20 protein-coding genes are annotated in these 21871 nt (G+C 60.5%); 16 read left to right on the top strand and 4 right to left on the bottom strand.

Features of this window, described 5'->3' with window-relative positions:
• Positions 1 to 16: 16 nt before the first annotated feature.
• Together atpD and HMPREF2527_RS04360 are read left to right on the top strand one after the other, a co-directional pair.
• Complete coding sequence (gene atpD / locus HMPREF2527_RS04365) at positions 17 to 1480, top strand: F0F1 ATP synthase subunit beta (protein ID WP_005507810.1); 1464 nt, start codon at positions 17 to 19, stop codon at positions 1478 to 1480.
• Positions 1481 to 1482: 2 nt separating this feature from the next.
• Positions 1483 to 1740 carry a F0F1 ATP synthase subunit epsilon gene (locus HMPREF2527_RS04360; RefSeq protein ID WP_070506644.1) on the top strand — a complete coding sequence of 86 codons (258 nt, stop codon included), beginning with the start codon at positions 1483 to 1485 and terminating at the stop codon, positions 1738 to 1740.
• A gap of 279 nt (positions 1741 to 2019) precedes the next feature.
• Here the strand turns inward: HMPREF2527_RS04360 and nucS are convergent, their stop codons facing one another.
• Positions 2020 to 2733, bottom strand: coding sequence for an endonuclease NucS (gene nucS, locus HMPREF2527_RS04355; RefSeq protein WP_005506450.1), 714 nt, complete (start codon positions 2731 to 2733; stop codon positions 2020 to 2022).
• 227 nt (positions 2734 to 2960) lie between these two features.
• On the opposite strand from nucS, the gene HMPREF2527_RS09575 reads away from it, so the two are divergent.
• Both HMPREF2527_RS09575 and HMPREF2527_RS04350 read left to right on the top strand, forming a co-directional pair.
• The gene (locus HMPREF2527_RS09575; RefSeq protein WP_080562540.1) at positions 2961 to 3287 is read left to right on the top strand and encodes an ATP/GTP-binding protein; all 327 of its coding nucleotides are present in this window, start codon (positions 2961 to 2963) and stop codon (positions 3285 to 3287) included.
• A gap of 94 nt (positions 3288 to 3381) precedes the next feature.
• Complete coding sequence (locus HMPREF2527_RS04350) at positions 3382 to 4200, top strand: alpha/beta hydrolase (RefSeq protein ID WP_070506640.1); 819 nt, start codon at positions 3382 to 3384, stop codon at positions 4198 to 4200.
• 154 nt (positions 4201 to 4354) lie between these two features.
• Here HMPREF2527_RS04350 and HMPREF2527_RS04345 read toward each other — a convergent pair whose 3' ends face one another.
• Positions 4355 to 5641 carry an AI-2E family transporter gene (locus tag HMPREF2527_RS04345; protein WP_012903752.1) on the bottom strand — a complete coding sequence of 429 codons (1287 nt, stop codon included), beginning with the start codon at positions 5639 to 5641 and terminating at the stop codon, positions 4355 to 4357.
• Positions 5642 to 5935: 294 nt separating this feature from the next.
• On the opposite strand from HMPREF2527_RS04345, the gene HMPREF2527_RS04340 reads away from it, so the two are divergent.
• From HMPREF2527_RS04340 to HMPREF2527_RS04315, 6 genes are all read left to right on the top strand, one after another.
• Entirely contained in the window at positions 5936 to 6943 is a 1008-nt protein-coding gene (locus HMPREF2527_RS04340) for a tetratricopeptide repeat protein (protein WP_070506637.1), read from the top strand.
• Between the two features lie 300 nt (positions 6944 to 7243).
• Positions 7244 to 8260, top strand: a complete 1017-nt coding sequence (locus HMPREF2527_RS04335; protein WP_070506634.1) for an ABC transporter ATP-binding protein — start codon at positions 7244 to 7246, stop codon at positions 8258 to 8260.
• Positions 8236 to 9912 (top strand): transporter, encoded by a 1677-nt coding sequence (locus HMPREF2527_RS04330; protein WP_070506632.1) that lies wholly within the window; start codon positions 8236 to 8238, stop codon positions 9910 to 9912. Before HMPREF2527_RS04335 ends, HMPREF2527_RS04330 begins: the two co-directional genes overlap by 25 nt.
• A 290-nt stretch (positions 9913 to 10202) precedes the next feature.
• A complete protein-coding gene (locus HMPREF2527_RS04325) occupies positions 10203 to 10502 on the top strand; it encodes a DUF3039 domain-containing protein (RefSeq protein WP_005506434.1) in 300 nt (99 codons plus the stop codon).
• Positions 10503 to 10777: 275 nt separating this feature from the next.
• On the top strand, positions 10778 to 12565 hold the full coding sequence (locus HMPREF2527_RS04320) for a DEAD/DEAH box helicase (protein WP_005507820.1): 1788 nt from the start codon (positions 10778 to 10780) through the stop codon (positions 12563 to 12565).
• A 316-nt stretch (positions 12566 to 12881) separates the two neighbouring features.
• On the top strand, positions 12882 to 14309 hold the full coding sequence (locus tag HMPREF2527_RS04315; RefSeq protein WP_246824775.1) for a transcriptional initiation protein Tat: 1428 nt from the start codon (positions 12882 to 12884) through the stop codon (positions 14307 to 14309).
• Positions 14310 to 14837: 528 nt separating this feature from the next.
• Here the strand turns inward: HMPREF2527_RS04315 and HMPREF2527_RS04310 are convergent.
• Positions 14838 to 15464, bottom strand: a complete 627-nt coding sequence (locus HMPREF2527_RS04310; RefSeq protein WP_049352972.1) for an isochorismatase family protein — start codon at positions 15462 to 15464, stop codon at positions 14838 to 14840.
• A 73-nt stretch (positions 15465 to 15537) separates the two neighbouring features.
• On the bottom strand, positions 15538 to 16836 hold the full coding sequence (locus HMPREF2527_RS04305) for a nicotinate phosphoribosyltransferase (protein ID WP_070506626.1): 1299 nt from the start codon (positions 16834 to 16836) through the stop codon (positions 15538 to 15540).
• Positions 16837 to 17086: 250 nt separating this feature from the next.
• On the opposite strand from HMPREF2527_RS04305, the gene clpS reads away from it, so the two are divergent.
• The 6 genes from clpS to HMPREF2527_RS04275 all read left to right on the top strand — a co-directional run bounded on the left by clpS (position 17087) and on the right by HMPREF2527_RS04275 (position 21687).
• Positions 17087 to 17407: an ATP-dependent Clp protease adapter ClpS gene (clpS, locus tag HMPREF2527_RS04300; protein ID WP_005507825.1), complete on the top strand. Its 321-nt coding sequence runs from the start codon at positions 17087 to 17089 to the stop codon at positions 17405 to 17407.
• A complete protein-coding gene (locus tag HMPREF2527_RS04295; RefSeq protein WP_070506624.1) occupies positions 17407 to 18027 on the top strand; it encodes a DUF2017 domain-containing protein in 621 nt (206 codons plus the stop codon). Before clpS ends, HMPREF2527_RS04295 begins: the two co-directional genes overlap by 1 nt.
• Positions 18028 to 18181: 154 nt before the next feature.
• Complete coding sequence (murI, locus tag HMPREF2527_RS04290; protein ID WP_070506620.1) at positions 18182 to 19234, top strand: glutamate racemase; 1053 nt, start codon at positions 18182 to 18184, stop codon at positions 19232 to 19234.
• Positions 19225 to 20118 carry an MBL fold metallo-hydrolase gene (locus HMPREF2527_RS04285; RefSeq protein ID WP_070506618.1) on the top strand — a complete coding sequence of 298 codons (894 nt, stop codon included), beginning with the start codon at positions 19225 to 19227 and terminating at the stop codon, positions 20116 to 20118. Before murI ends, HMPREF2527_RS04285 begins: the two co-directional genes overlap by 10 nt.
• 142 nt (positions 20119 to 20260) lie before the next feature.
• The gene (rph, locus tag HMPREF2527_RS04280; RefSeq protein WP_005507829.1) at positions 20261 to 20992 is read left to right on the top strand and encodes a ribonuclease PH; all 732 of its coding nucleotides are present in this window, start codon (positions 20261 to 20263) and stop codon (positions 20990 to 20992) included.
• Positions 20993 to 21030: 38 nt separating this feature from the next.
• Positions 21031 to 21687, top strand: a complete 657-nt coding sequence (locus HMPREF2527_RS04275) for a non-canonical purine NTP pyrophosphatase (protein ID WP_070506615.1) — start codon at positions 21031 to 21033, stop codon at positions 21685 to 21687.
• Positions 21688 to 21871: the final 184 nt, after the last annotated feature.

Genomic DNA, 21871 nt, shown 5'->3' with positions numbered 1-21871 from the left:
TAAGTAAGTGAGAAATATGACTGCCACCTACAACGAATCGGTCTCCGCACCGACTCAGGGCGCAACGGGTCGTATTGCCCGCGTCATCGGCCCCGTGGTCGACGTCGAGTTCCCCGCCGGTCAGGTCCCCGAGATTTACAACGCTCTGACCACCGAGCTGACCCTCGACGGCCGTACCCGCACTATCACCTTCGAGACCGCACAGCACCTGGGCGACTCGATCGTTCGCGCTATCTCCCTGCAGCAGACTGACGGCCTGGTCCGCGGTCAGGCTGTAGTCGACACCGGCGCACCGATCTCCGTCCCCGTTGGTGACGGCGTGAAGGGCCACATTTTCAACGTTCTCGGTGACGCACTCGACGTGCCGAACTCCGAGATCAAGGCTGACACCTACTGGCCGATCCACCGTGCCGCTCCCGGCTTCGCAGAGCTGGAAGGCTCCACCGAAATGCTGGAGACCGGTATTAAGTCCATCGACCTTCTGACCCCCTACATCAAGGGCGGTAAGATTGGTCTGTTCGGTGGTGCAGGCGTGGGTAAGACCGTGCTGATCCAGGAAATGATTACCCGTGTGGCTCGTAACTTCGGTGGTACCTCCGTGTTCACCGGTGTTGGCGAGCGTACCCGTGAGGGTAACGACCTGTGGGTCGAAATGGAAGAAGCAGGCGTTCTGAAGGACACCGCTCTTGTGTTCGGCCAGATGGATGAGCCCCCGGGAACCCGTCTGCGCGTGGCACTGACCGGTCTGACCATGGCGGAGTACTTCCGCGATGTTCAGAACCAGGACGTGCTGCTGTTCATCGACAACATCTTCCGTTTCACTCAGGCAGGTTCTGAGGTTTCCACCCTGCTGGGCCGCATGCCCTCCGCAGTGGGTTACCAGCCGAACCTGGCGGACGAAATGGGTCTGCTGCAGGAGCGTATTACCTCCACCCGCGGTCACTCCATCACCTCCATGCAGGCAATTTACGTGCCTGCGGATGACTACACCGACCCGGCGCCGGCAACCACCTTCGCGCACCTGGATGCGACCACCGAGCTCTCTCGTGAAATCGCATCGCGCGGTCTGTACCCGGCAATTGACCCGCTGTCCTCCACCTCCCGAATTCTGGACGCACAGTACATCGGTCAGGAGCACTACGACACCGCAATTCGCGTGAAGGCTATTCTGCAGGAAAACAAGGAACTGCAGGACATCATCGCGATTCTGGGTGTGGACGAGCTCTCCGAGGAGCAGAAGATCGTCGTGGCACGTGCACGTCGTATCGAGCAGTTCCTCTCCCAGAACACCTACACTGCAAAGCAGTTCACCGGTGTCGAGGGTTCGACCGTTCCGCTGAAGGATACCATCGAGTCCTTCCAGATGATCTGCAACGGCGATGTCGACCACATCCCCGAGCAGGCGTTCTACAACATTGGTGGTATGGACGACGTTATGCGCCGCTACGAGGAAATCAAGGCACAGACTGGAGCTAAGTAATCATGGCTCTGAAAGTTGAAGTTGTTTCCCGCGAACGCGTCGTGTGGACTGGCGAAGCGAAGTACGTTCGTGCACGCTCCGTCAGCGGTGACCTCGGCATCCTGCCGGGCATGATCCCCACCTGCACGCTGCTGGCACAGGACGGCGAGCTGCTCATTGAACCTGTTGAGGGTGAGACCATTAAAACCATCCTCAACGCAGGTTTCTTGACCGTCTCGAACGATCACGTGACCATCGCTGCAAAGCACGCAGAGATCTAAAGCCAGTTCCCCATAAGGGGAATTGACCAGTGTGTACACTTCGCCGGTGTTCCACCCTGAAAGGGGAGGGGCACCGGCGATTGGTGTATCCGGGGCAGGTTATGTGCGCAAAAAGAGAGCGCGCAGAAAGAGCGCGCGTGCAGAACGACAGCGTGCATAGAAAGATGATGCGCAGAAAGATCGGTATACGCAGAAAAGGGGCGCCTCCCATGTATCGGGAGGCGCCCCTCAAGCTATGTGTAGCCGCTTAGCTAGAGCCGTTTAGAACAGGCCGGTCAGCTAGAACAGGCGGTCAGCCGAATCGTCCACGCCGCGCATCGCGTCGTAGTCCAGGCTCACGCAGCGGATACCGCGGTCCTCAGCCAGGGTACGAGCCTGCGGCTTAATCGTCTGCGCCGCAAACACGCCGCGCACCGGTGCCAGCAGCGGGTCACGGTTGAGCAGCTCCAGGTAACGGGTCAGCTGCTCCACACCGTCAATATCGCCCACACGCTTGAGCTCGACCGCCACGGAGACGCCGTGCGCATCCTTCGCCATGATGTCGACCGGACCGATAGCGGTCGGGTACTCGCGGCGTACCAACGAATAGCCCTCACCGAGAGTGTGGATCTGCTCGGCGAGCAGACGCTGCAGGTCAGCTTCCACACCGTCCTTGATGAGGCCGGGGTCAACACCCAGGTCGGTGGCGTGCTCGTGCTCAATCTTGTAGATACGAATCATGAGGCGATCATCGCTCTTAGCTGCCTGAACGGTCCACAGCTGCTGAACATCGGACTCCAGGTCCTCACGGATGCTCTGCGGAACGTCCTCACGCTCAGCCACCAGCAGGGAGCAGGGAGGGCTCATCCAGTTCAGGGGCTTGTAGGAACCGCCGTCGGAGTGAATGAGGACGGAGCCGTCATTCTTGACCATCAGCAGGCGGGTAGCGCGGGGCAGGTGGGCGCGGAGGCGGCCCTCATAATCTACGGAGCATTCAGCAATGACAATACGCATCCGTCCACTCTAGCAGGTACGAGTGTTTGGCTCTAGCAGGTGAGGGTATGAGATAGGGAACCTGAGCTTGGTACAGGTCGCGGACGGGGCACAGCAGGGAAGTACGGCACAGAGCGGGGGAGTACCGCCTCAACATGAGTACCACGCCAGTATGTGGAAGAGCGTAGAGCGAACAGCGGCAGGACCGATAGGTAGAGATAGCTGAGCGGCGCGGTAGAATAGGGCTCATGGCACGTAAGAATCATCCCGGCAGGCGAGCATCCGGCACCACCAGCGATAAGTGGCACCGTCAAGCACCCGCAGGGCGTGATATCAGCAGGATCCTCGACCCTGCGCCCCGATTGGAACGTGACCGATACGGTGACTGGCTGGTGCAATACATTCCCGCCGTCAACGCCCAAAAAACCTACACCTGCCCCGAATGCTACCGCCCGATTCCGCCCAGAACAGCGCACCTGGTGGTGTGGCAAGAAAGCCACACGATGGGCCGTAGCCGCGCCATTGACGAGCGCAGGCACTGGCATCAGCATTGCTGGCGCACCCGCCGCAAATAGGCTGAACACTGCACTTGAGGTGCAGCCCAAGACCCAAGACCCTAGACCCTAGACCCTAGTCCACATTCTCGAATCCAATTCTTGAAGGAACGCAATGAGCAACACCGCCGATATCACTCGCGAGCAGGAATTCGATCCCGCCCGCTACGTCTTCAGCACCGCTGCTGAGCCCACCCCCATTAAGGCACGTACTGTGCTTCCTGCACGCCGCGAGAACTTCACCGTCATCACCGCGGACGGTAAGCGCCTCGTCGGTGAACTCGCCCTGCCCGAAGGCGAAATCAAGGCAACCCTGGTGACCTTCCACCCGCTGCCCACCCACGGCGGCTACATGGACTCGCACGTGTACAAGAAGGCGTCCTTCCGCCTGCCGGCGCTGTCGAACATTGCGGTGCTGCGTTTCAACACCCGCGGTACCTCCTCGATTCGCGGCACCAGCGAAGGCGTCTTTGACGGCGGCTTTGCCGAGAAGAAGGACTTTGACGCAATTCTGAAGTTCGTACGCGAGCGCGCCCTGCCGAACCCCTGGCTGGTCGGCTGGTCCTTCGGCACCGAGCTGGTGCTCAAGTACGCGCCCGAATACGCGAACGAGTTCACCGGCGCCATTCTGCTCTCCCCGCCGTTGCACCGCGTGCACCCGGCTGAGCTGGACGAGTGGAACAAGATCTCGAACCCGCTGTACGCGCTGGTGCCCGAGCATGACGACTACCTGCAGCCTCCGGCAGCGCGTGAGCGTTTCGCGGCTGTACCGCGTACTCGGGTAATTCCCTTCGAGGGTTGCAAGCACCTGTGGGTGGGCGAGAAGTCCGTGCAGCAGGTCCTGAACACTATTGTCAGCATCGTAACTGGTGCACCCACCGAACTGCCCACCGAATACAGCGGCCCGGTGGCAGAAGAAATTACTGAGCTCTAAAGGCTCGACACAAAACGTAAAGGCGGCGGCTTTGGATAGAACATCCAAAGCCGCCGCCTTATGTCTTAAACGCCTGCTCGGTGGAAGAGCCGTGAGCGCGTAGAGAACCTAGAGGGGACTCTACAGCTGGGAGGCGACTACAACTGGGCGGTGACTACAGTTGGTCCTGGCGAGGAATGAACACCTCACGCACCAGAATCAGCATGGAAGCCGCCACCGGAATAGCAATCAGCGCACCCAGCACGCCCCAGAGCGCGCCACCGGCAGCCACAGAAATAATCGCAACACCGGCAGGAACCGAAACAGCGCGAGCCATAATACGCGGAGAAATCAGGTACGCCTCCACCTGCAAGTACAGGAAGTACGCCACCGCAAACCACAGCGCCAGACTCCAACCCTGAGTCAGCAGAATCAGCGAGGTCAAAATCAGCGCAATCACGCCACCAACCAGCGGAATGAACGCCAGAATCATGACGACCAAAGCCATCAACTGCGGGAAGCTAAAGCCCAAAAAAGCCATAATCAAGAACGCCACAAACGCGTTCAGCACAGCAACCAGAGCCTGACCCATCACGTAGTTACCCACCGACTCGGTAATCTTGTCGGTAATGTACTTGACGCGCACACGCTTGGACGCCGGCGCCAGGCGCACACCCCACGCCTTGATGGTGTCCATCGAGGTGAGGAAGTATAGAGACAGGAACAGCACAATAATCACGCCGGTCACGCTCTGCGCCAAAGTAGACCCAGCAGAAACCAAGCTCGACATGAAGCTATTGACCTGTGAAGAGGAGAACGTTGACTCCAAGAACTTAGGGACGTTCTCATTCACCCAGGTGCTGATGTTAAAACGCTGATCAAGCTCGTGGTACCAATCAGAATCAATTGTGTTCTGATAGATACCCGGCGCGTACTGCACAAACTTAGATGCCTGCTCGCTAATAATTGGGCCAATGGTCATGACCAGACCGGTCACAGCGCCAGCAAAACCAGCAAGCACAGCAATCACGCCGATACCGCGCTTAATGCCCCAAGACTCCAGGCGGCGCACAATCGGGTCTAGACCCAGAGCAATGAAAATAGCACCGGTCACCCAACCCACCAGGGCACCCACATTGTTGAAAATGTAGTAGGCGAAGAGCGCCAGACCCACGCCCACGGTCATGAGGAAACCAAAAGCGACCGGGTTGTGCATCATGGATGCCTTGCCGTTGCCGACCACCTTCGGTGCGGGAGGCGCATCCTCAGAAGCGGCGGGAACCACCGGAATGGTATCCGTAGGAGGCATAGAAGCGCGGCGGCGGTTGGAACGCACCTGGCTAATGCTTTCGGTCAGCTCGCTGAAGGTCTCCGTTAGCTGATCGGTGAGGGATTCCTTCTTGCGCGTCTCGGGGGACGATGTCGTCTCTGCGGGAGCTTCTGAGGCTTTCTTCTCGCTCATGCTCTTCCTTTCCGAATCATTCCGGGTATTTTTTCTCTACTGTGCCATTCTACCGGCTGGTTTACTTTGTTACGGCGTCCACGGTGAATCCCAAGGACAGGGGAGTGCATGTGGGAGAGATATTTGCGGGACGGATCGGGCAATAGCCCAAACGCTATCCCCGGCATGAGCTCAGAGCGTAGGCGACAGAGAACGGGCGCTCGCAACGGTGCGTTGTGGGGATAATAGAGGAAGGAACGCGTGAAGGATTTAGCCCGCACGCAACAATAGGTACAGAACGTAAAGGAGCCCAGGATGAGCATTATTTTTGATCCGGCAGACCGCGGCGCATCCCAGAACGCGGCACAGGGTCATGTCGCGCAGGGTGGTGCAGTACAGAACGGGGCAGTACAGGAGATTCCCGCCTCGGTGCGCAACGCCGTGGAGCTGAACCCCACCTCCGGCACGCAGGGGTCCGCAGCATCCTCGGGTAATCAGCCCGATGCCCCCGCCGCCCCCACCTGGCGCTACGACGTGAACACCCCTGAGGAGTTCCAGAAGTTCGTGCAGCTCTCCAGCCAGGGGGCCGTGATTTTTGCGCTCTACGCGCCGCACTCGCCCTCCTCCCTGCAGATGCTCGAAGGCGTGCAGAAGCTCGTCGACTCCGCCGCAGGCACCATGATTTGCGCCGCCGTGGACGTTACCAAGCTCCCCGAAGCTGCCCAGGTATTCGGCGTGAGCGGCGTGCCCGCGGGCGTTGCCGTTCTGGCGGGCCGCCCGGCACCGATTTACACCGGCCCGGTCAGCGCAGAAGACCTCGGCGATGTACTCTCCCAGGTTCTGCAGCTCGCGGCACAGTACCAGCTGCCCGGCGGCTTCGACCCGGTCGTTCCCGACGATGAAAAGCCCCTGCCGCCCCTGCACGCAGAAGCCGTCGCCGCCCTCGACCGCGGCGACCTGGAGGGTGCCCGCGCCGCATACCGCAAGGCAATCACCGAGAACCCCGGCGATAAGGAAGCGAAGCTCGGCCTGGAACAGGTTGAACTGCTCGCCCGCGTGAAGGACCTGGACATGGCAACCGAACGTGCGGCGGCCGCGGCAGACCCCATGAACATTGAGGCGGCGTTCAACGTAGCCGACCTGGACTTGGTCGGTGGCCACGTGGAGGACGCGTACAACCGTCTGCTGCGCCTGTTCAGCGCGGTAGGTCCCGACGATAAGGCGCGTGTGCGCGAGCGCCTCGTGCAGCTTTTCGACGTGGTGGGTGCATCTGACCCGCGCACCGTCAAGGCGCGTGCGGCACTTACCATGGCGCTGTTCTAAAAACGGCTGTCACCCCGGAAACCTCTTGAGCCGGTCTAACCGGCTGAAACGTTGAATACGGACGGGCTATCGTCTACCCCTGCACTCGGGCTGTAGGGTAGGCGGTAGCCCGTTCTGCATTTGCGGTTTTCGGCGGTTTTGAGGGTGGGGAGAGCTTATCGACTCAACCTGTCTGATAGCGCGGCTGGATGGTATCTATAGCACTCCGGAATGTCCATAATATGCGTTGTGAGTACTTAATAATGCAGGTTTCATCACCAAACCTGCTAGACCTCATGGGGGGGGTGGTAGGGTAAAAATATGAACACTAGTCACTTTCCCCAGGACCCGAACCCGCAAGAACCAGGTTCACCGCAGAACCCGGTACAAGAGACCAACCCGGTACTAGAGACCACAGTAGAGGCAACCCCCGCCGCGGCAGTACCTCAAGCTATAGTCCCCGAATTTGCAGCGCCGGAAGCTACAAACCTCGAGCCTGTAGCGCCGGAAGCTGTAGTTCCCGCATCGGTAGCACCGCAGCTACCCGTCACCCCGCAGACTATACCTGCAGCTGGCGCTCGCCCCGCCATCGAAATCCGCGGCCTCACCAAGGCATTCGGTCAGAAGGTCGCCGTCGACCGCATCAACCTCGACATCCCCTCCGGATCCTTCTACGGACTGGTCGGCCGCAACGGCGCCGGTAAAACCACCACCATCTCCATGGTCACCGGCATGCTCAAGCCCAATGAAGGCACCGCCTACGTGCGCGGCATCGACATGTGGGCCGACCCGCTCAAAGCCAAAGCGCACCTGGGTGTGCTGCCCGACGGCGTGCACCTCTTCGACAAGCTCACCGGTGAACAGCTCATCACCTACTCCGGCTACCTGCACGGGATCGATAAGGAAACCGTTGCCTCCCGCGTCAAGGACCTGCTCGCCGCAATGGACCTGACCGACGCTGCGGGCCGTGCCGTTGCCGACTACTCCGCCGGTATGACCAAGAAGATTGCGCTCGCCGCCGCTCTCGTTCACGCGCCCTCCGTGCTGATCCTGGACGAGCCCTTTGAGGCGGTCGACCCGGTTTCCGCCGCTAATATTCAGGACATTCTGCGTGGCTTCGTTGCCTCCGGCGGAACTGTCATTATCTCCTCGCACGTGATGGACCTTGTCCAGCGCCTGTGCGACCACGTAGCCGTCATGGACTCCGGCCGTATTCTCGCCGCCGGAACGGTCGATGAAGTACGCGCCGGCATGAGCCTTGAAGAACGATTCGTGCAGCTGGTCGGCGGCCGCACCTCCTCGGAAGGATTGTCATGGTTGGGCACCTCGTCTCACTAAAGTGGCAGTATGTGCTCGCTTCCTTCCGCCGCAGCATCTGGGCACTGATCGGCCTGATTTTTGCGGCGCTCTACGCGGGCGGTATGCTCTTCGGCCTCGGCTCCGCATACTTTATCGCTAACTCGGAGGTACCCGAATACGGTCAGCTCGGAACCCTCCTGGTAGGCGCGGTTATTGCGCTCGCCTGGGCTATTGTCCCCATTTTCTTTAGCGGACTGGACGGCACCCTGGACGAGAGCCGATTCGTGCTCTTCCCCATCAAGCCCTCCACCCTGCAGAAGGGCCAGTTCCTCGGCGGGTTCGTGGGTATCCCCGGCATTGCCAGCATCATTGCCGTGCTGCTGGGTGCGATCGCGTTTATATCGCAACCGCTCGCGCTGGTCGTGTACCTCATCTGCTGCGTGCTCGGCCTTGCGAACCTCATGGTGTGGGCTCGTCTCGCCAACCGCCTGGGCATGGCGCTGAATGATAACCCGCGCATCGCCAACACCCTGATGATCGTTGCCATGCTACTGATGATGAGCGCCGGCTTTATCTTCGGTGGAACGATAACCTACCTGACCAAGCACTGGGAAGAGGTGCTGCCCTACCTGCCGTGGCTCAGCGTGACGCCCTTCGGGTCGGCATTTGCGGTGCCCTACTTTATGGCGACCGGCAATATGGGCACCGCCCTTGGTTGCCTGGCTCTGACCCTCGTCTACCTGGCTGGCGGATGGTGGCTGTGGGGTAAGAACCTGGCACGCTCCATGGCGAATGTGGGCGGTAGCGCGCACCACGCGAGCGCAGCTGAAGTCGCCGCGGGTGATTTGGGTCTGTTGGCACGGTTCCCCGCAACCCCGCGTGGTGCCGTGGCGGCACGAACCCTGCACTCATTTCTGAAAGACAACCGTCTGCAGCTGCTGACCGCAAGCACCGCCATGCTTTACCTGATACTGACGGTGGCTATGCCCCTGTTCCTGAGCTCTGTAGGCTCCTTCGAAAGTCGGGCCAGTTTTAACGGCGTCAACGCGGCTGAAGCTAACCAGATCATCAATAGTGGCGTGATGCAGCTCTTCGGATTCTGGATGTACTTCTGCACCGTCTTCACCGGCTACTACATGTGCTACCTCGTCTCCTACGACAACACCGCATTCAGCCTGCACGTGCTCTCCCCGCTACGCGGTATTGACGATCGTCTCGGCCGTCTTTGGGGTTACAGCATCCTGATGGTTCCGATCGTGGTGGTGATGGTGTTCGTCGCCTCAGCGGCAAATGGACACCTGGAGCTTTTCCCCATCGTGCTGATGCACCAGCTGGGCGTGCTCGCCGCAGCGGCTGGTATGGGCTGCGTGATGGACACCTTCATTAGCCCGCCCGTGGCGCCTCCGGGTGCTAACCCGTTCAAGAACCCGAAGAACAATGAGGGCTTCGCTAATCAGTTGCTGCTCATGCTCACCGTAATTCTGGTGATGCTCAGCGCGCTACCCGGCGGTATCTCGGTTGTTGTGTACATTTTCGTGACCCAAGATCTACTAACCCTCGTCTTCGGTGGCTTGATTCAGCTCCTGATTGGTGCCGCACTGCTCGTGGGTGGCGTGGCGTGGGGCGGTCACCGCTACGACAAGGTCAGCTCCAAGATGCTGGAACGCGTGGCACGTTTCCAAGCGAACTAACAAGAGTCGAAGCTCCAGCACATCAGGAATAAAAGAGAAGGGTTCCGTGTTAGGTACTAAGCCTGGCGCGGAACCCCTTTTCTGTGCCGCCCGAACTTCTAACGGAAAGAGGCGCAGGGGAGTGCCCGAAAGGCACCGGAGTCTATGGTTGAGCTGTGGCCTGCCTCCATATTGACCGCCCGTAGGCTCAGCACCTCCCAACTGCTACTAAAATAGAGAAGGCGCCGATCACCCAACCGTGCAGCGGCACCCCTCACCCTATGTATCCCACCTCATCATCAAGGAGAAACATGAGCTCGATCGAAGGCATCGAAGACCCCTTTGGCCCCGGAACCGCAGGCGGTACCGCTCTGCTCGAACGCGAAGAAACCCAGCTTTCTGAGCCCGGCGACCACGAGCGCTTCTCCCACTACGTACGCAAGGAAAAGATCCTCGAATCGGCGCTGACCGGTGAACCCGTGCGCGCCCTCTGCGGCAAAATGTGGGTACCCGGCCGCGACCCGCAGAAGTTCCCCGTCTGCCCCCAGTGCAAGGAAATCTACGAAGGCCTCGCACCCGGCAACGACGGCGACAACGGCTCCGGCGAATAATACACGCCAGACGACACGCCTCAGACAACACATCCTGGGCAATACAACCTGGGCGATACGCCTGAATAAATACGAATAAATAACACGCCGCAGCAAGACTCAACGGCCCAACACCGCTCATGAGACTTTGCTGACGAGCACCAAATTCTTGCACCACAGCCCGGCCCAACCCGCGGATGTGGTGCTAGAATTTAACCTCGCTGTGCCCGGCGGGCATCAGCCGTCCCGAGCCTAACCCGCCGCAACAGCAGATGCAGACGAGGAAGAAGGAGAGAATGAGCGCACCCGCAGAGGAACCCACCCTATTCGACAGTATGGTGAAGCCGAAGCTCTCCCCGGCATACCCCGACCGCGCCCCCTGGGGTACTTCCGTCAGCCTGCGCGCCTGGCAGGCAGAAGCCATGCAGAAGTACTTCGAAACCAACCCCCGCGACTTCATGGCTGTGGCAACCCCCGGCGCGGGTAAAACCACGTTTGCGCTGACCCTCGCCAAGGAACTATTTAACCGCGGCACGGTCCGCCAGCTCATCGTTGTGGCGCCCACCGACCACCTGAAAAAGCAGTGGGCAGACGCCGCCGCGAAGGTCGGTATTCCTATTGATCCGAACTTCAAGAACGCGGATGTGACCATCAGCCGCCACTACAAGGGTGTGGCGCTGACCTACGCGCAGGTGGCGAATAAGCCGCAGCTGCACGCCCGCAACACCGAGGAAACGAAAACCCTCGTAATTTTTGACGAGATTCACCACGCCGGTGATTCGCTGTCCTGGGGCGACGGCCTGCGTGAAGCGTTCGACGACGCGACCCGCCGCGTGGCGCTGACCGGTACCCCGTTCCGTTCGGACACCTCCCCGATTCCGTTCGTCACCTACGAGGTCGACAATGACGGTATCCGCCGCTCCAAAGCGGACTACTCCTACGGTTACGGCCCCGCGCTGAAGGACCACGTGGTGCGCCCGGTCATCTTCATGGCGTACTCGGGCCAGATGCGTTGGCGCACCTCCGCTGGTGAGGAAATGGCGGCAAACCTCGGCGAAGGCTTCACCAAGGACATCACCTCCCAGGCGTGGCGCACCGCCCTCGACCCCAACGGAGAATGGATTCCGACCGTGCTCGCGGCGGCCGATAAGCGCCTGACTGAGGTGCGCCGCACCGTGCCCGACGCCGGTGCGCTCGTCATCGCAACCGACCACGCGGACGCCAAAGCCTACGCCGAACAGATCCAGAAAATCACCGGCGAATACCCCGCCGTGATCCTCTCTGACGACCGTGAAGCCTCCGCGAAAATTGACGAATTCCGTGAAGGCATGCAGCGCTGGATGGTCGCCGTGCGCATGGTATCCGAAGGCGTGGACGTGCCCCGCCTCGCCGTGGGCGTGTACGCCACCAGCACCAGCACCCCGCTGTTCTTCGCGCAGGCTATTGGTCGTTTCGTGCGTGCCCGCAAGCGCGGCGAAACCGCGTCCGTGTTCCTACCCTCGGTGCCGCAGCTGATGATGCTCGCCAACGACATGGAAGTAGAACGCGACCACGCCCTCGACCGCGGCGCACCCCAGGAAATCGACCCCATGGTCGAGGGGCTGGACGACCATCTGCTCGAGGAAGCAAACCGTGAGGAACGCGCCTCCGAGCAGCTGGCACGCGGCAAGTTCGAGGCGCTCGGCTCCGAGGCGTCCTTCCACGGCGTGCTGTTCGACGGCGCCGAGTTCGCCTCCGGCAACCTTGCCGTGGGTAGTGAGGAGGAGCAGGACTTCCTGGGTATTCCGGGTCTGCTGGACGCCGAGCAGGTCGGTACGCTGCTGCGCGCGCATCAGCGTGAACACGCGGCACGTCGCCCGGCGACTGCGGCGCCTTCGGTGGTGGATCACCGCCAGTTGAAGGAGCTACGCAATAAGCTGGCGAAGAATGTGGCAGCGTGGTCGATTCGTTCGGGTCAGCCGCACGGCGTGATTCACAATGAGCTGCGTAAGATTTGTGGCGGCCCGGCGGTCGCGCAGGCTTCTGCGGAGCAGATTCAGGCGCGTATCGATAAGCTGTCGGACTGGTTCGTGGGCCGACGCTAGAACGTGGATAGAACATAGGGGAAAGCCCCGCGGGTGTGCGCTCGCGGGGCTTCTCGTGTGCATAAAATGCAGAATGTTGGGTATGAGGCGCCATAATCATGGCAGCGCAGAGACGGAACGTGTAGCCTAGTGTGGGAAAGGTCTTTAGAACACACGGCATGGTCGCCGAGTTCAGGGGACTTTCCAATGATGCGCAGCATATAGGTCTATGCTGAGCCATCAAAACTTTAAGAAACACCATGCAACCAACCTCGCAATAGCGCGCACCCCGATAGCGTGCCAGGGGAGTGATTGCACCAACCATCGAAGGACAGTGATGTCTCATATTTCTCGCCGTAAGGTCGTGAAGGGTGTCGCCTGGGCGACGCCCGTGATTGCGGCTTCTTCAGTAGTTCCGGCCTTCGCCTCCTCTGTGGACTGTACGTTTGCTGAGAACGCATTTGTCTCTGCTCGGGGTATGAGCAATTATGAACGCGTTGAAGAAGAATTTACTATTCCAGCAGGCACCCATAAGCTACGTTTTGAACTGACCGGTGGCGCAGGCGGAACGTACGAGAAGGGCCTGGACGGAGGATCTGGTGCCAAGGTCAGCGGAATCGTTGAAGTGAAACCTAATCAAACCGTCAAAATTATTGCTGGCGGCGGCGGTAGCTTTGCTCCTGAGTACTACCCCAGCGGTGAAGGATACCGAACCGCTCCGGTAAAGGGTGGATACGGGTTCGGCGATGGAGGCTCGACTCCTGAGGTAAGAATCCCTAACGATGTTATGGATAAAGTATATGAGCGCTGGGTCTGGGCTCACCAATGGTCTTACAGACCCAATCCTTCGCCTATGGAAGAAGTCTACGGATGCTCGGGTGGTGGCTCATCGGCACTACTGATTGATGGTGAAGTCATTGCCGTTGCCGGTGGCGGCGGTGGCGTATCAATTGTCGGAAAACCATACACCGCAGAACCTAATCATCGCCATTTTCCCGGCATTGTGGATGTCCGCATGACCGGTCCGGAGCACCCGACCCACGCGCCCGTATACAGTGCAGCTGGCGTTGCTGGTGGGGCTCGTGGCGGTGATGCTACCGAAGGTCATGAATACTATGCGCAGGATGTGAGCCTTGAACTGACTGTTGAAGGCGGTAAAGGCGGCGGTAACGGTATCGGAGGCGCCGGCGGTGCTAAGCCGACCGTGTTGACCGGTACTCCCAACAGTATCTTTAGCTTCGATAGCCAGAATAAGCAGGTGCTTTATAGCTCCTCGACCGCAGGTAATCCCGGTACTAATGGTCTGCAAGGAAATGGTGGCGACGGAGTAATGTCTGTGAGCTACCAGCTAGATGATAACGAAGCAAGGTACCGTCAGGAAGACGTAGAAGTTCTTGAATTCCCTGATGGAACTCGAGAAGAAATCCACTACTACGGTGTAGCGCCCTACTTTAACGGTGGGCAGATTATTGTGTCCGGTGCTGGAGGCGGCGGTTATGGTGGTGGCGGCTCCGGCGCGGCGCTCTCGCAGTCATCTATCACAATTGCTCAGAAGTGGAATAACAACCCTAAGGGTGTTCGTCAGAGCATCAGCTATGTGCAGCTGGCTGGCTCTGGTGGTGCGGGTGGTTCCTACCTGGCGCCGCAGGTGATGGAGGGTGAAATCTCCAACTCCAATAACGTCACTTCCAGCGAGGTGTTTAGCGGGGCAACCGTCTCCCACGATGGCATCGTGAAGGTATTCCTCTGCCAGGTCGGCAAGTAACTAACCAATATTTGAAGGGTACCGGAGATGAATTGATTCGGTCGCCAGTAAAGCCCCGCGAGTGTATGCGCTCGCGGGGCTTTTTCGCGCCCGGAAATGCTGGGTTGAGCGAGGCCATGGCGTGGTGAGTTGAGAATGTTTTTCGGTGTCTATACTCCAGAAAATGAATATTGCACTTAATGTACAAAGGTATAAATTATTTACCCCCTTAACCCTCATGCAAGAAAACCTCATGCCACACAACGCACACCCCACCCGCCGCACCAGCTTTACCGGCAGCGCAGGTGGCACCGTCATGGGGGAGGTCCGCTTTAAGTAAGCGGCTCAACCGGCTACATAACCGCCGAGGTTTCATGACCTCGGCTAGTTGCAGACACGCTCGGTCATGGGCACGCTAGGTTCGTGGACACGCCAAGAGGCGGGGAGCCTGGGATGTACTATCCCAGGCTCCCCGCCTCTGTATATTCAAGGTCTCTGTATATTCAACGCCCGCCTGAAATGGCGAGTTACCTACAGTGATAGTGGAGGTTAGAGAACCTCAACCACCTCGACGCCCTCATCTTCAAGCTCGGCAACCACGTCGTCGAGCTTGTCCTCGTGCACGGGCGCGGTCAGGTCAATCAGCACGCGAGTCTCGTAGCCTGCATCGACCGCATCGCGAGCGGTTGCCGACACGCAATAATCGGTGGCGATACCGACAACATCGACGAACTCGATACCGCGCTCATCCAGCCACTCCGACAGGGGAGTCTGCGGGCCGTCCTCGGACGCATCCGCACCGGGCTCGTGCTCGCCGGTTGCGACCTCATCCTCGGGAGCGAGAAGACCCTCAAAACCCGAGTAGGCTGCCTCGAAGCGGCCCTTGCGGAAGTACGCCTCAATGTAGTCGGTGTCCAGGTTCTCGTGAATCTGTGCGCCTTCACTCTTGGCGACGCAGTGCACCGGCCAGGAGTCAACGTAGTCGGGGGTGTCAGAGAAGTGCGAGCCCGGATCGATATGCCAGTCCTGGGTGGCGACAATCGCGTCGTAGCGGTGGTGGTTGTTCTCCACGTATTCGCTAATCAGCGCGGCAACGTCCGCACCGCGCTCGGTGGCGAGGGCGCCGCCGGCGCAGAAATCGTTCTGCACGTCAACAATAATCAGTGCCTTAGACATGTCTGTCCTTTACAAGTAGGAATGAGTTTTCACTCTGATTCGCCAGGTGAAAACAGTATCTCAGAAGGGTGGTTTAGATGAATTCGGTCGGAATGATCGGCTCACCCTCCGAGAGGCGGTGGGCAGCTTCGGGAAGCTCAGCCAGGGATGCTACGTGGCGGGCGGTTGCGCGGCGCACGCCTTCCTCGCCGGTGAAGCCGGGGAGCAGCTCGCCGTTGCGGACGAAGTCCACCATGAGCGGGCGGGTGTCCTCGAGCAGGTTCGGGTCCTCGTGGGTGCCCAGAACCTCGGCGGTCGCAATGCCCATGCTGTTGAGGCGGCGGGCCGCACGCTTGGCGCCACCGATGGACGCCTTGCCAGCAGACGCCTTAGCGACCGGCTGCATTTCACCGGCGGAGTTCTCACGCTCAACAACCTTGTACACCATGGAGGAAGTCGGTGCGCCGGAACCGGTGACCAGCTTGGTACCCACGCCGTAGGAGTCCACGGGTGCTGCCGCCAGGGATGCGATGGCGTACTCGTCCAGGTCGCTGGTGACGGTGATCTTGGTGTGGGTGTTGCCGAGCGAGTCGAGCAGTTCACGCACACGTGCCGCGGTGGCGACCAGGTCGCCGGAGTCCAGGCGCACGCCGCCAAGCTCTTCGCCCGCGAGTTCCACGCCGAGGCGGACCGCCTCGTCCACGTTGTAGGTGTCGACGAGCAGGGTGGTGCGGGCGCCGAGGGAACGCAGCTGCGCCTCGAACGCTTCACGTTCGCTGTCGTGCAGCAGGGTGAACGCGTGGGCGCTGGTGCCGATGGTGTGCAGGCCGTAGCGCAGGCCAGCCTCCAGGTTGGAGGTGCCCGCGAAGCCGGCAATCACGGCGGCGCGTGCGGCGGAGACGGCGGCGCGTTCGTGGGCGCGGCGCGAACCCATTTCGAGGCAGGGGCGGTTGCCTGCGGCTGCGCTCATGCGGGAGGCGGCGCTCGCCACGGCGGAGTCAAAGTTCAGGATGGACAGCAGGTAGGTTTCGAGGACGCACGCTTCGGCGAAGGTGCCTTCGACCTGCATGACGGGGGAGTGGGGGAAGAACGCTTCGCCTTCTGCGTAGCCGCGGATGTTGCCGCTGAAGGTGAAGGATTCGAGGTAGGAGAGGGTTTCTTTGTTGACGATGTTGCGGGAGGAGAGGAAGGAGAGTTCTTCGTCGTTGAAGCGGAAGTTTGCGAGGCCTTCGAGGAATCGGCCGGTGCCTGCGAGGATGCCGTAGCGGCGGCCTGCGGGCAGGCGGCGGGTGAAGACTTCGAAGGTGCACTTACGGTTGGCTGCGCCGGAGGCGAGTGCCGCCTGGAGCATGGTCAGTTCGTAGTGGTCGGTGAGAAGAGAGGTAGTAGCCATGTGTTTATTGTAGTGGGGTATTAGGGTATTTTTCTTCTTAAACCGGCGTGTCAATCACTACATAAAGTATTCTTGACTCTAAGTGCTGTAATATGACAAATTACCAGCACTCTGCACAGATACAACACACGATAAACACCGGCACAACGCAGAACGAACACCGCAGTAGCGCAGGACGAACACAGGGGCCACACAGGGGCAACACATACCCGCCCGTATAATCAAAGGGAACCGGCCGCAAAGGAAACCAATGAACACTACCGCCGTGACCCTCTCCACCGGAACCCTCGAGGACACCGACCTCGACACCGCTCTGGAGAACATCCTCGCCACAGACACCCCCTGGAAAGTCATCGTCTGGAACGACCCCGTCAACCTCATGACCTACGTGTCCTACGTCTTCCGCAGTCACTTCGGCTACTCCCGCGCCCGCGCAGAAGAGCTCATGCTGCAGGTGCACAACAACGGCAAGGCAATCGTCTTCACCGGCTCGCGCGAAGACGCCGAAAAACACACCCAGGCAATGCACGCCTGGGGTCTGCTGGCAACCTTCGAGAAAGTAGAAAACTAATGGCGCGACCCTTCCGCCGCACCCCCGGAGGCTACACCGCCTCCTTCGAACCCGCCGAACGCGACCTGATTCGCGAACTCGCCGAAGATGTGCGCGCGCTACTGCGCCCGGCAGACACCACTGCAGACGGCGGCACCGTCGACCCGCTGGAGGCGCTGGTCGGCATCACCGAAAACCCCACCATCCCCGCCGACAGCGCCGTAGCACGCCTGCTCCCCGCCGCAAGCAGCGACGACGAGGCCGCCACCGAATACCGCCGCTACACCGAACGCGACCTGCGAGAAACCAAACGCGCGAACCTCGCCATGCTCGCCTTCGACATTGAATCCAGCGACCTGCGCCTGAACGAAGAACACGCCCGCGCCTGGGCTGCCGCGCTCGGCGATATTCGCCTGGTGCTCGCCGACCGCCTCTACATCGTGGACGAAGACACCGCAGAAGATATTGCGGCATTCACCGACCCTTCCGAGATTGAGACCCAGGAAGAGTACATGGCTGTGGTGTACAACTTCGTCTCTTGGGTTCAGGACTCGCTCATGCTCGCCATGCTCGACGGGCTGGACGACGAAGAAGAGGAAAAGCCTGGCGGAGTATTTGGCGGGGCAAACGAGCAAGAATAGAACGAATTTTTCGAATTCCCCCTCAAACTATCGTCATATACAACCACATAATGGTGGTTCTCGACTCATCTAACCGCTCAACGGACTAAAAGGGTAACCTTAGCGAGTTAGCATAGAACGTGGTACCCGACCGATAACGAAGTGTAGGTGACACATGAGTGACAGCATTGATGCAACCAATCCCTACCGTGCCCGCACCCCCTGGGGAAGCCCCGCGCCCGTAGGCCCCACCGCCGCGGCACCCATCGGCGTCTTCGACTCCGGCGTTGGCGGACTCACCGTGGCACGCGCCATCATGGACCAGCTGCCTCACGAACGCATCATCTACGTCGGTGACACCGCCCACGGCCCCTACGGCCCCCTCAAAATCGCAGAAGTACGCGCCAATGCCCTGCGCATCATGGACGAACTCGTCGACTCCGGCGTGAAAATGCTCGTCATCGCCTGTAACACCGCCTCCGCAGCGGTGCTCCGTGACGCCCGCGAACGCTACACCCGCCAGTACGGCATCCCCGTCATTGAGGTGATTCAGCCCGCCGCCCGCCGTGCGCTCGCCGCAACCCGCAACCGCAAGATCGGTGTGATTGCGACGGAGGCGACCGTCACCTCCCGCGCCTACGAGGACACTTTCGCGATTACCCCGAACCTTGAGGTGCACTCGGTGGCGTGCCCGCGCTTCGTGGAGTTCGTGGAGAAGGGCATTACCTCCGGCCCCGAGCTGCTGGAGACCGCCCGCGAGTACCTGCAGCCGCTCAAGGATGCCGGCGTGGACACCCTCGTGCTCGGCTGTACCCACTACCCGCTGCTGGCCGGCGTGATTTCCTACATTATGGGTGAGGATGTCACCCTGGTTTCCTCCGCGGATGAGACCGCAAAGGACGTGTACCGCGAACTGCTCAACCACGCCATTGAAAGCCCGGTCCCCGAGGAAAACCCGCGCCACGAATTCCTCGCCACCGGCGAATCTGAGACGTTCTCGCAGCTGGCACGCCGCTTCCTCGGCCCCGAGGTCACTAACGTGCGCCACACCAGCTCCGTGGCGGAACGCTATCCGACCGGCTCGCTGGCGGCACTCACCCCCGAAATGCTTGCGGCACACCGCAACATCACCATCGACGAATCGGCAGATCCTGCAGAGGCGGCACGCACCTCCGCGGACACCGAATTTTCTAGCACCACCCCTAAGGACGACACCTCATGCGTCTAACCGTTATCGGTTGCACGGGCTCCTTTCCCGGCCCCGTCTCACCGGCTAGTTGCTACATGCTCACCGCCACGGACTTCGCGGGTCGAACCTGGCGCATCATCATGGACATGGGCAACGGCTCCCTCGGCATGCTCCAGCGCCATATCGATCTGAGCGATATCGACGCGATTCTGATTTCGCACCTGCACCCGGACCACTGCATCGACCTGTCCGGTCTGCACGTGGCGGTCAAGTGGGATCCGCGCGGCTGGCCCAAGGGCCGCATTCCGCTGTACGGTCCCGCCGCGATTAACGAGTACCTTTCGGCGACTCACGGCCTGGACCCGGATCCGGGCATGAGCACCGAGTTTGACTACCACACCTGGACTGAGGGTGAGCCCGTGCAGATTGGTCCCTTCCGCGTGGAGCCGTTCCGTGTGGTTCACCCCTCGAAGGATCCGTACGCGCTGCGCATCATCTGCAATGACCGCGAGGGTCACACCGTGTTCTCGTACTCGGGCGATACCGACCTGTGCGAGGGCCTGGTCAAGGCTGCGCGCGGTGCTGACCTGTTCCTCTGCGAGGCAGCCTACCAGGAGGGTCGAGACGAAGCCCTGCGCGGTATTCATCTGACCGGCAAGCGCGCCGGCGAGGCTGCCACGGAGGCGGGTGTGCGTAACCTGTTGCTGACCCACCTGCCCGTGTGGAACGACCCGGACATCGCTCGCGCGGAGGCGCGCAGTGCTTTCTCTGGCCCGGTCGGCATTGCCGAAATGGCGGCAAGTTACCGCATCTACCCGCGCCCGACGGAGGCTCACCCGGTCACGTCCACCCTGAACGTGGTGGAGGTGCTTGATCCGCCGCTGAACACCGCGATTGCGCTGCCCAAGCCTGAGCTAGATTAGGCGAAGCCCGAGCTGGACTAGGCTAAACCCGACCTGGGCTAAAACAAACTGGACTAGTGCAAACTGCGCTCAGCCCCGCCCACTTTTTGACATAGATTCAACAGACAGACACAGACCCCGCAGACAGATTCAAGGAGAACCCATGACTGCAACCCGCGAAGACGGCCGCGCCCTCAACGAACTGCGCCCCATCACCATTACCCGCGGCTGGTCCCGCAACGCTGAGGGTTCCGCCCTCATCGAGTTCGGCAACACCCGCGTGCTGTGCACCGCATCCTTCACCGAGGGCGTGCCGCGCTGGCTCAAGGGCGAAGGTAAGGGCTGGGTGACCGCCGAGTACGCGATGCTGCCGCGCGCCACCAACACCCGTTCTTCTCGCGAGTCGCTGAAGGGCCGCGTGGGCGGCCGCACCCACGAGATTTCTCGCCTGATTGGTCGCTCCCTGCGTGCGGTCATCAACATGGACGAACTGGGTGAGAACACCATCGTGCTCGACTGTGACGTTCTGCAGGCTGACGGCGGCACCCGCACCGCTTCTATTACCGGCGCGTACGTGGCGCTGGCAGACGCTATTTCTTGGGCGAAGGAGCAGAAGATTCTGCCCGCTAAGGCGAACCCGCTGATCGATTCGGTGTCCGCAATTTCGGTGGGCATTATTGACGGCACCCCCATGCTGGACCTGCCCTACACCGAAGACGTTCGCGCCGAGACCGACATGAACGTGGTCGTCACCGGCAGCGGCAAGTTCGTTGAGGTTCAGGGCACCGCCGAGGGCGTGCCTTTCGACCGCGACGAGCTCAACAGCCTGCTCGACCTGGCGCTGGAAGGCACCGCAGAGCTGGCTCAGATTCAGCGTGAAGCACTGGCACACTAACCCGTCCCAGTAACTAGTTCCGTCGACAAGGAGAAACTATGGCAGACGCAAAGATTGTTCTGGCAAGCCACAATAAGGGCAAGCTCAAGGAACTGCGCGAAATTCTGCGCGGACGCATTGACGGCCTGGACGTTGATACCCAGGTGGTTGACGCCTCCAGCGTGAACGCCCCCGATGTTCCCGAGACCGGCGTGACCTTCGCTGAGAACTCCCTGCTGAAGGCGCGCGCTGTTGCCGAGGCAACCGGCCTGGTCGCTATTGCTGATGATTCCGGCCTGTCGGTGGATGTGCTCAACGGCGCCCCCGGTATTTTCTCGGCGCGCTGGGCGGGTCGCCACGGTGACGATTCCGCGAACCTGAACCTGCTGCTGGCTCAGCTGAGCGATATTTCTGCCGAGCACCGCGGCGCGAAATTCTGCTGCGCGGCCTCGGTTGCCTCCCCGAACGGTTTTGATGCGGTCGAGTACGGCGAGCTGCCCGGTGAGCTGCTGACCGCACCGGCGGGGGAGGGCGGCTTCGGTTACGACCCGATTCTGCGCCCCGTGGAGCTGAACGGTGAGAACGCCCTGTACGAGGGTCAGTACGCTGGCAAGTCTTGCGCTGAGATTCCCGCCGAGATTAAGAACTCGATTAGCCACCGTGCGCGTGCTTTTGAGGCACTGATTCCTCAGATTGCTGCTGCGCTGGCGTCCTAGAACCGTCGCTGAGGCGCCAGAGCATACTCGCTGTGCCGGTCTGATGGGTGAAAACGCGGGGTTGGGTGCGATTTTTTCGTGCATCCCCCTAAAATCCCCCACAGGGATACCAATTAAAGGCACAATAGTGTGAGAAGCTTTACCTCAAGGTTAGTGACACCAAAGAAACTCGTCTGTTGAAGGT

Source organism: Rothia sp. HMSC071B01, assembly GCF_001808945.1.
In the GTDB taxonomy this organism is placed as follows: domain Bacteria; phylum Actinomycetota; class Actinomycetes; order Actinomycetales; family Micrococcaceae; genus Rothia.
The sequence above is the reverse complement of the archived record's forward strand: the minus strand, read 5'-3'. Positions and strand labels throughout refer to the sequence as shown.

What these genes read in the sequence shown, in the direction of transcription:
- HMPREF2527_RS04295 (WP_070506624.1), top strand. Translation starts at nt 17,407, where the DNA reads ATGGCGCGACCCTTCCGCCGCACCCCCGGAGGCTACACCGCCTCCTTC.
- HMPREF2527_RS04315 (WP_246824775.1), top strand. Translation starts at nt 12,882, where the DNA reads ATGTCTCATATTTCTCGCCGTAAGGTCGTGAAGGGTGTCGCCTGGGCG.
- HMPREF2527_RS04305 (WP_070506626.1), bottom strand. Translation starts at nt 16,836, where the DNA reads ATGGCTACTACCTCTCTTCTCACCGACCACTACGAACTGACCATGCTC.
- HMPREF2527_RS04330 (WP_070506632.1), top strand. Translation starts at nt 8,236, where the DNA reads ATGGTTGGGCACCTCGTCTCACTAAAGTGGCAGTATGTGCTCGCTTCC.
- HMPREF2527_RS04285 (WP_070506618.1), top strand. Translation starts at nt 19,225, where the DNA reads ATGCGTCTAACCGTTATCGGTTGCACGGGCTCCTTTCCCGGCCCCGTC.
- clpS (WP_005507825.1), top strand. Translation starts at nt 17,087, where the DNA reads ATGAACACTACCGCCGTGACCCTCTCCACCGGAACCCTCGAGGACACC.
- HMPREF2527_RS04360 (WP_070506644.1), top strand. Translation starts at nt 1,483, where the DNA reads ATGGCTCTGAAAGTTGAAGTTGTTTCCCGCGAACGCGTCGTGTGGACT.
- HMPREF2527_RS04310 (WP_049352972.1), bottom strand. Translation starts at nt 15,464, where the DNA reads ATGTCTAAGGCACTGATTATTGTTGACGTGCAGAACGATTTCTGCGCC.
- nucS (WP_005506450.1), bottom strand. Translation starts at nt 2,733, where the DNA reads ATGCGTATTGTCATTGCTGAATGCTCCGTAGATTATGAGGGCCGCCTC.
- rph (WP_005507829.1), top strand. Translation starts at nt 20,261, where the DNA reads ATGACTGCAACCCGCGAAGACGGCCGCGCCCTCAACGAACTGCGCCCC.
- HMPREF2527_RS04335 (WP_070506634.1), top strand. Translation starts at nt 7,244, where the DNA reads ATGAACACTAGTCACTTTCCCCAGGACCCGAACCCGCAAGAACCAGGT.
- HMPREF2527_RS04340 (WP_070506637.1), top strand. Translation starts at nt 5,936, where the DNA reads ATGAGCATTATTTTTGATCCGGCAGACCGCGGCGCATCCCAGAACGCG.
- HMPREF2527_RS04350 (WP_070506640.1), top strand. Translation starts at nt 3,382, where the DNA reads ATGAGCAACACCGCCGATATCACTCGCGAGCAGGAATTCGATCCCGCC.
- HMPREF2527_RS04325 (WP_005506434.1), top strand. Translation starts at nt 10,203, where the DNA reads ATGAGCTCGATCGAAGGCATCGAAGACCCCTTTGGCCCCGGAACCGCA.
- HMPREF2527_RS04345 (WP_012903752.1), bottom strand. Translation starts at nt 5,641, where the DNA reads ATGAGCGAGAAGAAAGCCTCAGAAGCTCCCGCAGAGACGACATCGTCC.
- HMPREF2527_RS09575 (WP_080562540.1), top strand. Translation starts at nt 2,961, where the DNA reads ATGGCACGTAAGAATCATCCCGGCAGGCGAGCATCCGGCACCACCAGC.
- murI (WP_070506620.1), top strand. Translation starts at nt 18,182, where the DNA reads ATGAGTGACAGCATTGATGCAACCAATCCCTACCGTGCCCGCACCCCC.
- HMPREF2527_RS04320 (WP_005507820.1), top strand. Translation starts at nt 10,778, where the DNA reads ATGAGCGCACCCGCAGAGGAACCCACCCTATTCGACAGTATGGTGAAG.
- atpD (WP_005507810.1), top strand. Translation starts at nt 17, where the DNA reads ATGACTGCCACCTACAACGAATCGGTCTCCGCACCGACTCAGGGCGCA.
- HMPREF2527_RS04275 (WP_070506615.1), top strand. Translation starts at nt 21,031, where the DNA reads ATGGCAGACGCAAAGATTGTTCTGGCAAGCCACAATAAGGGCAAGCTC.